This is a genomic window from Dolichospermum sp. UHCC 0260 (assembly GCF_009711985.1).
GTDB lineage: Bacteria > Cyanobacteriota > Cyanobacteriia > Cyanobacteriales > Nostocaceae > Dolichospermum > Dolichospermum lemmermannii.
On record NZ_VIKZ01000004.1, the window covers coordinates 37,112 to 51,576 of the forward strand.

Annotated in this window: 12 protein-coding genes; 7 read left to right on the forward strand and 5 right to left on the reverse strand. The window is 36.8% G+C overall.

Annotated elements, in window-relative coordinates; genetic code table 11:
• The first annotated feature begins 65 nt into the window (after positions 1-65).
• Positions 66-2,684 carry an ATP-dependent chaperone ClpB gene (clpB, locus tag FJR08_RS02825; protein WP_168632082.1) on the forward strand — a complete coding sequence of 873 codons (2,619 nt, stop codon included), beginning with the start codon at positions 66-68 and terminating at the stop codon, positions 2,682-2,684.
• Between the two features lie 30 nt (positions 2,685-2,714).
• A complete protein-coding gene (locus FJR08_RS02830) occupies positions 2,715-3,344 on the forward strand; it encodes a methyltransferase domain-containing protein (RefSeq protein WP_168632083.1) in 630 nt (209 codons plus the stop codon).
• Between the two features lie 156 nt (positions 3,345-3,500).
• Here FJR08_RS02830 and FJR08_RS02835 read toward each other — a convergent pair whose 3' ends face one another.
• The 4 genes from FJR08_RS02835 to FJR08_RS02850 form a co-directional block, all read right to left on the reverse strand.
• Positions 3,501-3,863 (reverse strand): hypothetical protein, encoded by a 363-nt coding sequence (locus FJR08_RS02835; RefSeq protein WP_168632084.1) that lies wholly within the window; start codon positions 3,861-3,863, stop codon positions 3,501-3,503.
• Between the two features lie 293 nt (positions 3,864-4,156).
• On the reverse strand, positions 4,157-4,387 hold the full coding sequence (locus FJR08_RS02840; protein WP_168632085.1) for a DUF4351 domain-containing protein: 231 nt from the start codon (positions 4,385-4,387) through the stop codon (positions 4,157-4,159).
• Positions 4,388-5,129: 742 nt separating this feature from the next.
• Positions 5,130-7,445, reverse strand: a complete 2,316-nt coding sequence (locus tag FJR08_RS02845; protein WP_168632086.1) for a tetratricopeptide repeat protein — start codon at positions 7,443-7,445, stop codon at positions 5,130-5,132.
• Between the two features lie 123 nt (positions 7,446-7,568).
• Entirely contained in the window at positions 7,569-8,003 is a 435-nt protein-coding gene (locus tag FJR08_RS02850; RefSeq protein WP_168632087.1) for a hypothetical protein, read from the reverse strand.
• Positions 8,004-8,254: 251 nt separating this feature from the next.
• Between FJR08_RS02850 and htpG the strand changes: the two genes are divergently transcribed.
• Entirely contained in the window at positions 8,255-10,222 is a 1,968-nt protein-coding gene (gene htpG / locus FJR08_RS02855) for a molecular chaperone HtpG (protein ID WP_168632088.1), read from the forward strand.
• Between the two features lie 157 nt (positions 10,223-10,379).
• Entirely contained in the window at positions 10,380-10,616 is a 237-nt protein-coding gene (rpmB, locus tag FJR08_RS02860; protein ID WP_015080243.1) for a 50S ribosomal protein L28, read from the forward strand.
• 113 nt (positions 10,617-10,729) lie between these two features.
• On the opposite strand, the gene FJR08_RS02865 is transcribed toward rpmB, so the two are convergent.
• On the reverse strand, positions 10,730-11,629 hold the full coding sequence (locus FJR08_RS02865) for a metallophosphoesterase (RefSeq protein WP_168632089.1): 900 nt from the start codon (positions 11,627-11,629) through the stop codon (positions 10,730-10,732).
• 187 nt (positions 11,630-11,816) lie between these two features.
• On the opposite strand from FJR08_RS02865, the gene FJR08_RS02870 reads away from it, so the two are divergent.
• The 3 genes from FJR08_RS02870 to rppA all read left to right on the forward strand — a co-directional run bounded on the left by FJR08_RS02870 (position 11,817) and on the right by rppA (position 14,462).
• The gene (locus FJR08_RS02870; RefSeq protein WP_168632090.1) at positions 11,817-12,626 is read left to right on the forward strand and encodes a hypothetical protein; all 810 of its coding nucleotides are present in this window, start codon (positions 11,817-11,819) and stop codon (positions 12,624-12,626) included.
• A 332-nt stretch (positions 12,627-12,958) separates the two neighbouring features.
• Complete coding sequence (locus FJR08_RS02875) at positions 12,959-13,651, forward strand: DUF305 domain-containing protein (protein WP_015080246.1); 693 nt, start codon at positions 12,959-12,961, stop codon at positions 13,649-13,651.
• 124 nt (positions 13,652-13,775) lie between these two features.
• Positions 13,776-14,462, forward strand: coding sequence for a two-component system response regulator RppA (rppA, locus tag FJR08_RS02880; protein ID WP_015080247.1), 687 nt, complete (start codon positions 13,776-13,778; stop codon positions 14,460-14,462).
• Positions 14,463-14,465: the final 3 nt, after the last annotated feature.

The following is a 14,465-nucleotide window of genomic DNA, read 5'->3' on the forward strand; positions in this document are numbered from 1 at the left end:
TCTTTACCCATTACCCAAATCCCCCCTAAACTTAAATTACAAGTCTAAAATCTAAAATTTTACAAATGCAGCCTACAGATCCTGATAAATTTACTGATACAGCCTGGGAAGCGGTAACAAAATCCCAAGACGTGGTTCGTGCTTATAAACAACAACAATTAGAAGTTGAACATTTAATTATCGCCCTTTTAGAAGAGCCTACCAGCCTAGCTACAGCCATTCTCACCCGTGCGGAAGTTGATTCAGTCCGATTCAAACAACAACTAGAGGCTTTTACCCAACGTCAACCCAAGGTTGGAAAAAGTGATCAACTTTACCTGGGGCGAAATTTAGATTTACTTTTAGATAAAGCCGATGAAATTAGAGCCAAAATGAGAGAGGAGGAAATCTCAGAAGGGCATATAATTTTAGCGTTTGGTAATGATGAACGGGTTGGTAGAAGATTATTTAAAAGCTTAAATATAGATATTGCTCAAGTAGAACTTGGGGTTAAATCGGTTCGCGCTACTCCCCAAATCAAAGCATCTCCAAAAGCAGAAGCGGATGTGCAAGAGGAAGCTTTAAAAAGATTTGGACGAGATTTGACAGAACAAGCCAAAGCAGGAAAATTAGATCCTGTGATTGGGAGAGATGATGAAATTCGCCGGGTAATTCAGGTATTGTCTCGACGTAGTAAAAATAACCCTGTGTTAATTGGTGAGCCAGGAGTTGGCAAAACTGCGATCGCTGAAGCATTAGCCCAAAGAATGGTAAATGGCGACGTTCCTGAGTCTTTAAAGAATCGCCAATTGATTTCCTTGGATATCGGTAGTTTGATTGCAGGAGCAAAATACAGAGGTGAATTTGAAGACCGTTTAAAAAATGTCCTCCGTGAAGTTACGGAATCAAACGGGCAAGTAGTTTTATTTATTGATGAACTGCATACCGTAGTCGGGGCTGGTTCTAATCAACAAGGGTCAATGGATGCCGGAAATTTGCTTAAACCTATGTTGGCGCGGGGTGAATTGCGTTGTATTGGGGCAACTACCTTAGATGAATATCGCAAATTTATTGAAAAAGATGCAGCATTAGAAAGACGTTTTCAACAAGTATATGTAGATCAACCAACAGTAGAAAATACAATTTCGATTTTGCGAGGTTTGAAAGGGCGTTATGAAGTGCATCATAACGTCAAAATTTCCGATTCCGCTTTAGTGGCTGCCGCAACTTTATCAGCGCGTTACATTGCTGATAGATTTCTACCAGACAAAGCTATTGACCTAGTTGATGAAGCCGCAGCGAAATTAAAAATGGAGATTACATCCAAACCTGCGGAATTAGAAACCATTGACCGGCGCTTAATGCAGCTAGAAATGGAAAAGCTGTCATTATCTGGAGAAGAACAGAGTATTTCTCCAACTAGAGAACGATTAGAACGAATTGAACAAGAAATTGCCAGTTTAACAGTTAAACAGCAAATATTTAATGAACAATGGCAAGGGGAAAAGCAGATTTTAGAATCTATCAGCGGGTTAAAGAAAGAAGAAGATGCCATGCGGGTGCAAATTGAACAAGCAGAACGAGACTATGATTTAAACAAAGCCGCTCAATTGAAGTACGGTAAGTTAGAAGGTGTGCAACGAGAACGAGAAGTTAAAGAAGCGAAACTTTTAGAAATGCAAACCCAAGGTTCGACTTTGTTGCGCGAACAGGTCACCGAAGCCGATATTGCCGAAATTGTCGCTAAATGGACAGGAATCCCTGTAAATCGCCTTTTGGAATCAGAACGGCAAAAATTACTGCAATTAGAAAGTCATTTGCATGAACGGGTAATTGGTCAAGAAGAAGCCGTTTCCGCCGTCTCTGCGGCTATCCGTCGCGCCCGTGCGGGGATGAAAGACCCCTCACGTCCTATTGGTTCATTCTTGTTTATGGGACCAACTGGCGTGGGTAAAACCGAACTCGCCCGCGCCTTAGCTCAATTTCTCTTTGATTCGGATGATGCTTTGGTGCGTTTGGATATGTCCGAGTACATGGAAAAACATTCAGTTTCCCGCCTTGTGGGTGCGCCTCCCGGATATGTGGGTTATGAAGAAGGGGGACAACTTTCCGAAGCGATTCGCAGACATCCTTATTCAGTAGTGCTGTTAGATGAAGTGGAAAAAGCCCATCCCGATGTATTTAATATTTTGTTGCAGGTATTGGATGATGGTAGAGTTACTGATTCTCAAGGAAGGGCTGTAGATTTTCGCAATACTGTCATAGTTATGACTAGCAACATTGGTAGTGAACATATTTTGGATGTATCTGGGGATGATTCCAAGTATGATTTAATGCGTAATAAGGTGATGGAAGGTTTGCGAAGTCACTTCCGTCCCGAATTTCTCAACCGCATAGATGACTTAATTCTTTTCCACGCTCTTAATCGTTCAGAAATGGGGCATATTATCCGTATTCAACTCAAACGGGTGGAAAATCTGCTCAAAGAACAAAAAATCTCTTTCGAGATATCTCAAGCCGCTTGTGATCATCTTGTGGAAGCTGGTTATGATCCAGTTTATGGCGCACGTCCATTAAAACGCTCAATTCAGCGCGAGGTAGAAAATCCTCTGGCTACGAAGTTACTGGAAAATACTTTTGTTTCTGGTGATACTATCATCATTGATAAGGTTGAAACTGGGTTAAGTTTTAGTAAAAAACTTTAAGCATTTTCATGAGTAAATAGGGGGCTTTCTATGGAATTGATTTCTTCTTTAGGGATTACAAGTTCGCAATATCTTTCTAAGGAAAGATTTATTAGTTATCATCATCAGTCGCGGTTATTGTTTTCCTTGGGTAGTCAGGTTAAAAATGTTCTAGAAATTGGTATTTTTAATTCTTTGCTTACAGAAATACTCCGACAAAGTAATTATAATGTAACTACTGCGGATATTGATCCTAGTCTCAAACCAGATATAATCTTGGATTTGACGGCGGACTTTACACTACCAAAAGATAAGTTTGATGCAATTGTTCTGTTTCAGGTATTAGAACATTTTCCTTATGAAAAATCTGAATTAGCATTGCAAAAACTCGCCGCAATTACTAAGAAATATTTGGTGATTTCGATTCCCAATGCTACTGAATATCTGTCATTGCAAATCAAAACTTCTTTTTTGCTTAAAGCCAGACATTTACTCTGGGAAATTCCCCAATTTTGGAGTACAACACCACTTTGTGATGAACATTATTGGGAATTGGGATTGAAAGGATATCCCAAAAAGCGGTTTTTGGAATCTGTTGCTAAAGCTGGTTTGATAGTGAGGGAAGAATATGTTGATCCTACTTTCCCATATCACTACTTTTTGATCTTAGAAAAAATATGAGTGCGATCGCTTGTCTAATGCCAATTCTGTATAAAGATGCCCCAAATTTAGAAAGGAACGAACCACAGAGGCACAGAGAACACAGAGGAGGAAAAGACAAGGTTACAAAATTCAACGCAGCTTCATAAAGAAATGGTATAAGATCATGAGAATATCCTACTCGGTTTTCTTTTTGGTGGGACGTTTCCGTTCTGATTTCTTCTTGAAACCTACTGCTTGGGCTGCATCACTATCTGACCCGAATTGACCTTTTACTGCTTCTTTCATGGCTAAAACAGCATTATGGAACTCCCATTCTGCTTGTTTGGCTGCGTCTGCGGAGGCTTTAAATAATGCTTGTTTTTCGGTTTCTTCTTGTTGTCTTGTCACCATTTCTGCATAAGCTTTTTGTAATGCTTCTGGTGTGGCTGCTACACGAGCAGTGGTATAACCAGTTACGGCTTTGAGTCCGTTGTAAGAATCTATGTCTTGCTGGAGGTTGCTAGGGGTGATGCGGCGGGTAGTATCTGGGGCTGGCATGATAACTTTGTTGTTGAAAATATTTGTATCAGTTTACTATACAATGTGTATTTATGGCAATACGTTATTTAGATTTTTTATTTGAGTAGATTTGGATTGCTAAACAATGCTTATGTATTGATATCTAATATTTTTGTTTTTTATGCAATGCTTAAAGAATAAATGACAATGGTTTAAAATCGCAATTTAATCTTTTTAGTATTACTAATATTAAGTTGTTATGCTTGGTTTAATGGAATTGAGGGCGGGGAAACCCCGCCCCTACGGGCTTTATAGTATATGGCTGTATCTGTTTATTGCGGTTTCTGTTGCTGTAACCAGGTTTCTAAATCAGCAACTTGTGAAAAATCTAACAAAGCATCTGCTAAATTTTCTAGTTGTTCTATAGACAATAATTGAATTTGCTCGATTAATGAGGATTTAATTTCACGAAATCGGCGATTTATTAGACGTAAAATCAAATGTTCTTCACCATCTCGTCTAGCTTGTTGTTTATCTCGTTGATAAAATAGTGCTAATCGCATAATTAACTCCTTATTTTCTATATTTAAGATAGTTCTTCCTTATCAAGTTCAGGATAACATATTTTAAATGAGATGTCAATAGATTTATTACCTTTTTTTGGCGATGCTTTTAAGATGTTAAGGGTTAATGTTTTATTGGGTTGGCAAATAGGGTTATTATTTTTTTCTCAGGCAGAGACGCAGAGGCACGGAGAGTTAAATTATCTATTTGCGAGATGGTTCTTCCTTATCAAGTTCACGATAACATATTTTAAATAGGAAGTCAATAGCTTTATTATCTTTTTTTGGCGATGAGTTATGAATGGATGATAAAAATATTTTTTTGGATTGTTATCTGATGCTTTGGGAATAATTGTCTGAATCAGGATGTCCAGGATTATAGGATTTACAAGATGATATGTATAAGAGTCATTATTGTGGATAATTTAGGGGTTTTACTTTAATTATTGCGTCATTTTCTATCTAAGCAGTTTTCTGTCTATGGTTTTGGTAGTTGTTTTCAATGATTTTTTGTAAGTTAATGATGAATTACGCGAATCAAAATTGGTTTTGTGAGAGTTTCCCACAAAATAGCACTATATTTATTTAACTCAAGCATGATCTTCTTCAGGATTTTAGTAATTTATCAAGCATTTTGACACTTATAATCCTGTAAATCCTTTAATCCTGGACATCCTGATTCAGACAATTTTATGATTGCATTGTAAACCTGTTTTTATGTATTGCTATCCGATGCTTTTGGTTATTGGTGCAAAGACTCTCGAATAGATAACAATAAATCAGGATCACTTTCTATCTGTTCTAGTAATGCTAATGCTATTTCTGTATTTAGTTCGGGAAGGTTTGCTCGTTGAGCAAGTGCGTCAAGAACAGCAAATAATGTATCTTTTTTGCAATGCAAAAAGCTCATTACGTATAAGGTTTTTACCATAAGTGCTGCGTTTTGCGTATTGGGGTGTTGATTTCCTAATACTTTTTGATATATTGCTAATGCTTTGTTAAATAATTTTTCAGCTTCTTTATATTTATTTTGTGCTTCATATAAAAATGCAAAATTGTAATAGCTTTGTGCTACGTCAGAATGTTCTGTACCGAGTTGAAATTTACGTATTTCTAAAGACTGAAGATAGTAAAGTGCTGCTTTATTATATCGTCCTTGATTTTTATAAAGTAATGCTAAATTATGAAGACTTTGTGCAACATCAATATGACTTGTACCTAATTGGCGTTTTCTAATTCTTAAAGATAGGCGATATAAAGATTCTGCTTTAATGTAACGTCTTTGGCAATGGTGCAATAATGCTAAATTATTAAGACTTTGAGCTACATCAAGATTATCTGTACCTAGTTGGTGTTTTCTGATTTCTAAAGACTGACAACAGAAAGATTCTGCTTTAATATAAAGTCCTTGGCAACTATACATTAATCCTAACTCATTTAAAATTTTTGCAACATCAAGATGATCTGTACCTAGTTGGCATTTTTTTATTTCTAAAGACTGACGATAGAGAGGTTCTGCTTTATTGTGTTCTCCTTGAGAATGGTATAACCGTGCTAAACCATTTAAACTGTAAGCAAATTTAATATCTTCTTTGTTTTCACACCAACCAATTATCTTTTTTAAATGTGGTTCAATTAAATTGAATGTTATTAAATTGATTGGTTGATTGATATTACTAGCAACAATGGCAAAAATATCACAATATGCTTGTTTAATTTGGCTGTAATCAGAATGTTGTTTCAGATGTTCACTAAAATAGTCGTGAATAAGCAAATGTAAATTATAAATATTTTTTTCAACAGTTATCACTAGATGCCGTTTTATTAAATATTTTAACCAACGGTCTTTTAAATTATCCTCATTAAATAATTCACCTTGCAACTGTTGATAAATTCTTGTCACAAAATCCCAACGAATAGGAGAAGGTGCAAAAGCGGCTAAAACACAAGCGAGATATTGTGCTTCTGGTTTTAATTCCTCCCAACTTAAATCAAATGCAGCTTGTAAACCTCTTTTTGCTTGTATTCCTCCCGGTACTTGTTCTGGTGACAGTGAAGGATGTTTGACTTTCTCTCGCAATTTATCACCCATTGCTAACAATGATAAATCCTGATAATCTTCATCATCTAAATAATATCCTACCAATTCTAAAGCTAAAGGCAAATATCCCAACTCATAACAAAGTAGTTTAGCCTGTTCTGGTTCTGCATCAATTCGTGATTGTCCAATAATTGCAGCTAATAATTCTACTGCTGCTGCTTCTGACAAAACTTGTAATTCTAACTTTTCCGCAATGCGTTTATCTGGTGTTTCCCGCGAAGTCATTAATACTCGCAGAGAAACTAAATCCTTTGGTGGTAAATAGGATTCGATATCTTTATTTAAACTAGATATATCATCAAAAATCAATAATACATTTTCTGTTTGGTATTTCCATTGTTGCCAACAATTATTTACCATTTGTTGAGTAGATAAATTTGCTGGTAAATCTGCTTTAAATCTCCATTTAGTCAAAGCGATAATTTCCCCAGCCATATTTTCCCTATCTCTGACATCAATATAATAGACTCCACCAGTAAATAATGATGTACATTCTGGTAAATTTGCATATTCTCGCACCAGTCCAGTTTTACCAATTCCTCCCATTCCAGAAACAACACAAACGTTTTTACCACTTTGCAATAATTGATGGAGTTTTTCTAATTCCTCTTCTCGTCCAAACAATCCACCCTCACGGGGTTGAGGTGGTGTGAAAGGGTTTCCTTTTAGTTGTGAGGGAGGTTGAGGAAAGTATTTTTGTAGGAAAATTTCTAAAACAGCTTGTAACCTTTCTTGATTGAAATGAAAATGATCACCAATATTGGCTATACCACCTTCAACTAACGTTTGAAAGCCTTTAGCATTGCCATAATTGCTTTGACGAAAACTTGCTGCTAATTCTGAATCATCTTTGAAAGCTTGCTGCAAATCTTTTGCTAACTGTTCAGGACTTGCTTGAGGATGACTCTGAATTAACTTAACAGCCATCTGACATAGTTGTTCTATTACTATTTTCATTTCAAATTATTCCTGTTAGGAGTCTTTTAAATATTTCCAAAAATTAAATATGTTTGATTCAGAACCCTTGTAGAGACGTTCCATGGAACGTCTCTACATTCTTTGTTGGAGATGTCTTTGATCTTATTTTGGATCATTGATATGAATTTCCCCAATGTAAGCTGTGCCTCCTTCTACTTTAGTTTGCCAGCCTCTAGCATTGTCAGAAATGTTTTGTGTCATACTGCTGTTATCCTGGATTTTGCCAATATTGATTTGATGTGCAATATTTTTTATCTGTTCTGCAAAATCGCTGTCCTCTTCCATAACGACATCCAGATATTTAGTAATAGTTGGTAAAGCTGCGCTATCTCCTTTCTCAACTTTAGTCAATGCTTCATCAACGTTTGGAGATGTACCCCGCAACTTATTTAAAATAGTTTTCCGCAGTTCGTCCATTTTAGCGATCGCTTCTGTGGTAAATTTCTTGGCAAGTTCCCCAGATCCTGATTTAATAAATTCTTGGAAAGCTAGGTTTGCGATAGTGCTTGCCGTTATAACTGTAAATGGATCTGTCATTGTTTTTTCACTATGAGTTTTAAATGGTCGAATATACCCATTGCATCATAATTACTTAAATTTAGCAAATAAGTTTGCTACAACTTTTTACCTAAAATTCTCTTCCCAGTCCCCATTCCCCAGTCCCCAATCCCCAACATGGTAGTGTAATCCGAATCATAATGAAGAGGTATTCCTGACCCCAAAAAGGATAAAATCACGGAAAAATGATTTTCATAAAATATATCTGCAAGTAAAACCGACGGATAACTATGCTAGAACAAGGCAATATCAGTATTCATACCGATAATATTTTCCCGATTATCAAGAAGTCTCTCTACTCAGACCATCAAATCTTCTTGCGGGAACTGGTATCCAACGGGGTAGACGCTATCCAAAAGTTAAACATGGTATCCCGCGCTGGGGAATACAATGGGGAAATTGGTGAACCAGAAATTACCATTAGCATTGATAAAGACAACAAAATCCTCTCCATTACTGATAATGGCATTGGAATGACAGCAGAGGAAGTCAAAAAATATATTAACCAAGTTGCTTTCTCTAGTGCTGAAGAATTTATTCACAAGTATGAAGGTAAGGCAGATCAACCTATTATCGGTCATTTCGGTTTAGGTTTCTACTCTTCCTTCATGGTAGCGAAGCAAGTAGAGATTGATACTCTTTCCTATCAAGAAGGCGCACAAGCTGTGCGTTGGACTTGTGATGGTTCACCTAAATTTGTTTTAGATGAATCTCCTCGCACCACTCGTGGAACTACAATTATTCTCACATTAGAAGGAGAAGAAGAGGAGTTTCTCGAACCAGCACGAATTAGGAATCTTGTCAAGACTTACTGCGATTTCATGTCAGTTCCCATTAAAATGGATGGGGAAGTTTTAAATAAACAAAAAGCTGCATGGCGTGAATCTCCCAGTAATCTTAAAGAGGAAGATTATTTAGAGTTTTACCGCTATTTGTATCCTTTCCAAGAAGAACCCTTGCTGTGGGTACATTTGAATACAGATTATCCCTTTGTGATTAACGGGATTTTGTACTTTCCGAAAATGCGTCCTGATGTAGATGTTACCAAAGGACAAATTAAATTATTCTGCAATCAGGTGTTTGTTAGTGATAACTGTGAGGAAATTATTCCCCAGTTTTTGATGCCCATGCGGGGCGTGATTGATAGCACTGATATACCTTTGAACGTTTCTCGGAGTGCATTACAAGGCGATCGCACTATTAAGAGAATAGGAGATTATATCGCCAAAAAAGTCGGCGATAGACTCAAAGAATTATACCGCGATAACCGCGAACAATACGTAACAGCCTGGAAAGACTTGGGAACATTCGTGAAATTTGGCGTTCTCAACGATGATAAATTCAAAAAACAAGTTGAAGACATCATCATCTTCCGCAGTACAGCCAAATTAGAAGCCCCTGTAGCCGACACCGCAGCCGTTGAAGTTCAATCTGCTGACGGTGATGTTTGGCAAGATGTTACCCCAGCAAACGCGACTAGCATCCCCTACACCACCCTCAAAGAATACCTAGAACGGAACAAAGAACGTCACGAAAACAAGGTATTCTACAGCACCGATGCAGCTACTCAATCCACATACATAGAACTGCACAAAAATCAAGGTTTAGAAGTCCTCTTTATGGACTCCTTCATTGATACCCACTTCATTAACTTCCTCGAACAAGAATATCGAGATGTTAAATTTACACGGGTAGACTCTGACCTCGATAATACCCTCCTCGATGACAAAACTGGCGAAATTGTTGACCCCACCACCAACAAGACCAAAGGAGAAGTCATTAAAGAACTATTTGAGAAAGCCCTCAACAAGCCAAAACTCAACATCCGCACCGAGTCCTTAAAATCAGATGACCCACAGGGAACACCACCAGCAATGGTATTATTACCCGAATTTCTCCGGCGGATGCGAGAAATGAGTGCTATGATGCAGCAACAAAACGCTGAATTTCCCGAAGAACATATTTTACTAGTAAATACTGCTCACCCGTTAATTCAAAACTTGGTTAATCTCAGTCAAGGCAGTATTATTCAAGGTGATGGTGAATCCCCATCCAGTCAATTAGTTAATATGATGTGTCAGCACGTTTACGATTTGGCACTTATATCGCAAAAAGGCTTTGATGCAGATGGGATGAAATCCTTTGTCGAACGTTCTAATGACGTACTCACCAAGCTAACAGAACAAGCCAGCAAATAGAAATTACTCTCGATTATTTCAATGTAGAGACGTTTCATGAAACGTCTCTACTACATATTTTGCTCATTACCTTTTTCAATGATTTCCAGTCATCTAGCCTGGTTTGCAGATATAATAGGAAGGTTGTCTTTAAATAACACTCTAGGAGATATTTATTATGTCCCGTCGTTGTCAACTAACTGGTAAAAAAGCCAATAACGCTTGTTCCGTTTCCCACTCCAACCGTCACACCAACCGTCTACAACACGTTAATCTGCAAAACAAGCGGGTTTGGTGGGCTGCTGGTAACCGTTGGGTGAAATTGAAACTTTCCACCAAAGCTATCAAAACCTTAGAATTCAAAGGTTTAGACGCAATGGCAAAAGAAGCAGGAATCAACCTCAACCATTACTAAATAGCAGGGAATAGGGAACAGGGAACAGGAAACAGGGGAAGGAAAAGTTTTTTGATTATACTTCTTTTCTTTCTTCTTTCTAACTCCTGACTCCTGACTCCTGACTCCTTTCATTAAACACTTTTTAAGTTAATTATACCTCGATCAAAAATTCTATTTTTAGTATCAATAGCACTCACTTCCATTCTATCTGCGTACACATCATAGGCTGCAAAACTCAAATCACTGGTTGAATATTCTGTCCATTGAGAACGGCCAACCGGACGATTACCTGCACCAGCGCCACAGATTAAATAGGTAGTTCCATTAATAGCGCGAGTTCGTTCATAATTATGTTCATGACCATTGATATAAAGCTGAACATTGTATTTTTTAAACAAAGGAGTAAAGGTTTTAATAAAACTTTTATTATTCCCATAATGACCAGATGAATAAATAGGATGATGACCAAAAACAACTTTCCAAGGGGCTTTACTCAGACTTAATTCTTGATCTAACCAAATTAATTGATTTTTCCAATCAGCATTACCATTAGTGTCTAAAGCAAAAAACTGAACTTTATTTTGACTAAATGTGTAATAACGTCCCTGCATATTAAAACCAGGATATTTAACTTGGGGAACACCATTATCAGTGCGAATATCATGATTACCTAAACAAGCATGAAACTTGACACCATTTTTTAGTAAAGCTTGATAGGGACGTTCAAAAACTTCATTTATTTTCTCAATTTCCCCATTATTATAGATATTATCACCAGCTAAAATCACCAAATTATAAGGATTTTGCTGATGATAAAAATTCATAGCATTAGCTACAGCATATTGTCCTTTTGTGCCAGTTCCCGTATCAGCAACGGAGACAAAACGCAATAATAAGTCTTTTTTGACTGGTTTAGCGGCTATTGCTGATTCTATGAGAGAATTTGTATTTAATAATTTCCCACCCAAAAATCCAGATCCTATGGTGCTGATTCCACTTAAAAACAAAAATTGACGGCGGTTAATATTCATAATTCATTAAATGGCACAATAATTGATTATAGTCAAAATACAGCACTTTCCGGTGTTATGAGGTACTTATGTAGCGGGCAAGATGCCCGCACTACAAGAGTTTCATAATTCAAGTTTGTACCTCATTAGAGCGAAATTTGCTGTATGTTTTCTCTGTTTTTGATTCGCTAATTTGGGTAAAAGTTCCATGTCAGGAGAAAAACGTAGAAAATCAAGAAATGAACCCGCAGCTATACTTTATCAAAAAAATCAACCAATTTGGAAAACGACAATTATCCAAGTTTTGCGGGGAACAATTGGTGTTTTAGAAACTACAGTAGTGAAACTGGAGACAGAAACACCCGCTGATACTCAGAAAAAAACTAATTTTTTATCGCGTTGGGATGGATTTTTAAGGACATTCCGCTTATTTTTACCATCAAATATATCTAACAATGTGTCAGATACGGTGCTGACAGGAATTTTTGCTGTAATTTTTGTGGTGACAATAGGGATAAGTACATTTACATTTATTCCTAAATCTGCTGAAGTTGCAACTGTTCCCCCAGTAGAGGAAGTTATCCCCCCAAAATCAGTTATAGAACCGGAAGTAATACCAACCCCAGTTATAGAACCGGAAGTAATACCAACCCCAGTTATAGAAACTGAACCAACTCCAATTCCAGTTATTGAATTAACACCTGAACAAGCTTTACTAGCAGCAATTGAAAATCAGTTTTCAGAAATTAGCATTTCCGTGAAGAATACCAAAGACAAAAATATTATTTCTCAACTCATAAAACCTCTTCAAGCTAATTTCCGTACCAGCGATTTAACTGTGGAAATTAGTGATATTTGGTATGATCTGGAAAAATCCCAACAGAATAAACTAGCTGCGGAAATATTACAACGTTCTCAAGAACTGAATTTTATCCATTTAGAAATTGTTGATTCTCAAAAGAAAATAATTGCCCGGAGTCCAGTGGTGGGTAATGAAATGATAATTTTTAACCGCTGAAATTTGATAGATGTTTGTTTTACAGCACTTCCCGGTGTTATGAGGTACATATCTAGCGGGCAAGACTTGTACTGAGCTTGTCGATAGCGCAGCGTGGCGTTAGCCATAGTATGCCCGCACTACAAGAGTTTCATGATTCAACTTTGTACCTCATAAGAGCGGAAACTGCTGTATTAAGAAATGTTAATATCACAAAACATTTCATCTTGATTTCATACTGCCATGAAAAGCTATAATTACAGTTAAACACATAACTGGGTGAAAGTATTTGCAATAGTTAGGTTTGATGACTTTTACTATTAAATCTTCATATTCTCAAAGAAAAACAAGTTATGAAAAGCAAAAATTTAATTTATGGTTTGATTGGGTTAGTAAGTAGTAGTGCTGTGAGTGGATTATTACTCGTCAGTAACACACAAGCACAAAGTCCCAATTCTGAACACAGTTCTCATCATTCATCTAAACAAGCTAATCCCCCCAAAAAAGGGATGATGATGCAAACAGATCAGCATTTTATCGAAATGATGATTCCACACCATCAGCAAGCAGTAGAAATGGCTGATATCGCATTCACTCGCGCACAACATCCAGAAATTAAGAACCTCGCGGTTGCTATTAAAAAAGATCAAACCAGCGAAATTGAACAACTGCGAACCTGGTATAAGAAATGGTACGGTAAAGAAGTACCTGTAATGGCTATGACTGATCAAGGAATGATGGCAAATCATGGAAATATGGGACAACAGATGAACCCAGACATGATGAAAATGCCGATGAATTGCAAAATGCAGTGCATGAATATGGATTTAGAAACATTAAAAAATGCACCAGATTTTGACCAAGAATTTATCCGTCAAATGATTCCTCATCATCGGATGGCTGTACAAATGTCGCAGATGATTGCTAAAAAAACTACCAAACCACAAATCCGTAATTTAGCCAAGTCTATCATTAAAAGTCAAACAGCGGAAATTAGGCAGATGGAACAATGGTATCAAAATTGGTATAAGTCCCAGCCTCTGTAAAACATTGTGAAAACCGGACTCGAAAATTTTAGGGTGTTTTCGACTCGATAATTGAGGTAAATTTGATAAAGTTTCATGTCTGATTCACCCTAATAATTAGTATTATTAAATATAACTTTTATATATGCGGTTATTATTAGTTGAAGATGAACATGATTTAGGAACTAGTATTCATCATGCTCTTACCCAGCGTGATTATATAGTAGATTGGGTTGAAGATGGACAAACGGCTTGGGATTATCTGAATACAGTACCACAAAGGTATGAAATTGCAATTTTAGATTGGATGTTACCCAAGTTATCAGGATTGGAATTATGTCAAAGATTAAGAGGGCAAAAAAATCAATTACCAATTATGCTATTAACAGCTAGAGATAGCATGAATGATCGGGTTACGGGTTTAGATGCGGGTGCTGATGATTATCTTGTTAAACCTTTTGGGATGGCAGAATTATTGGCACGGGTAAGGGCATTACAAAGAAGATTACCAAATTTCCAACCACCGCAATTACAAATAGGTTCATTAATGTTAGATTATAGTAATTTTTCAGTTGTGAATTTAGGATTAGAACCTTCTTTACCAATTATCCTTACAGCCAAAGAATTTCAACTACTAGAATATTTAATGCAGCATCCTCAACAAATCCTAACTCATGAACAAATTCGCGCTAGATTGTGGGATTTTGAAAGTGATACAGTGAGTAATGTTGTGGCTGCACAAGTGAGATTACTAAGACGCAAATTATTAGAATGTGGTTTTCCTAAAGCCATTGAAACTATGCGAGGTTTTGGTTATCGTTTTTGTGGATAATAG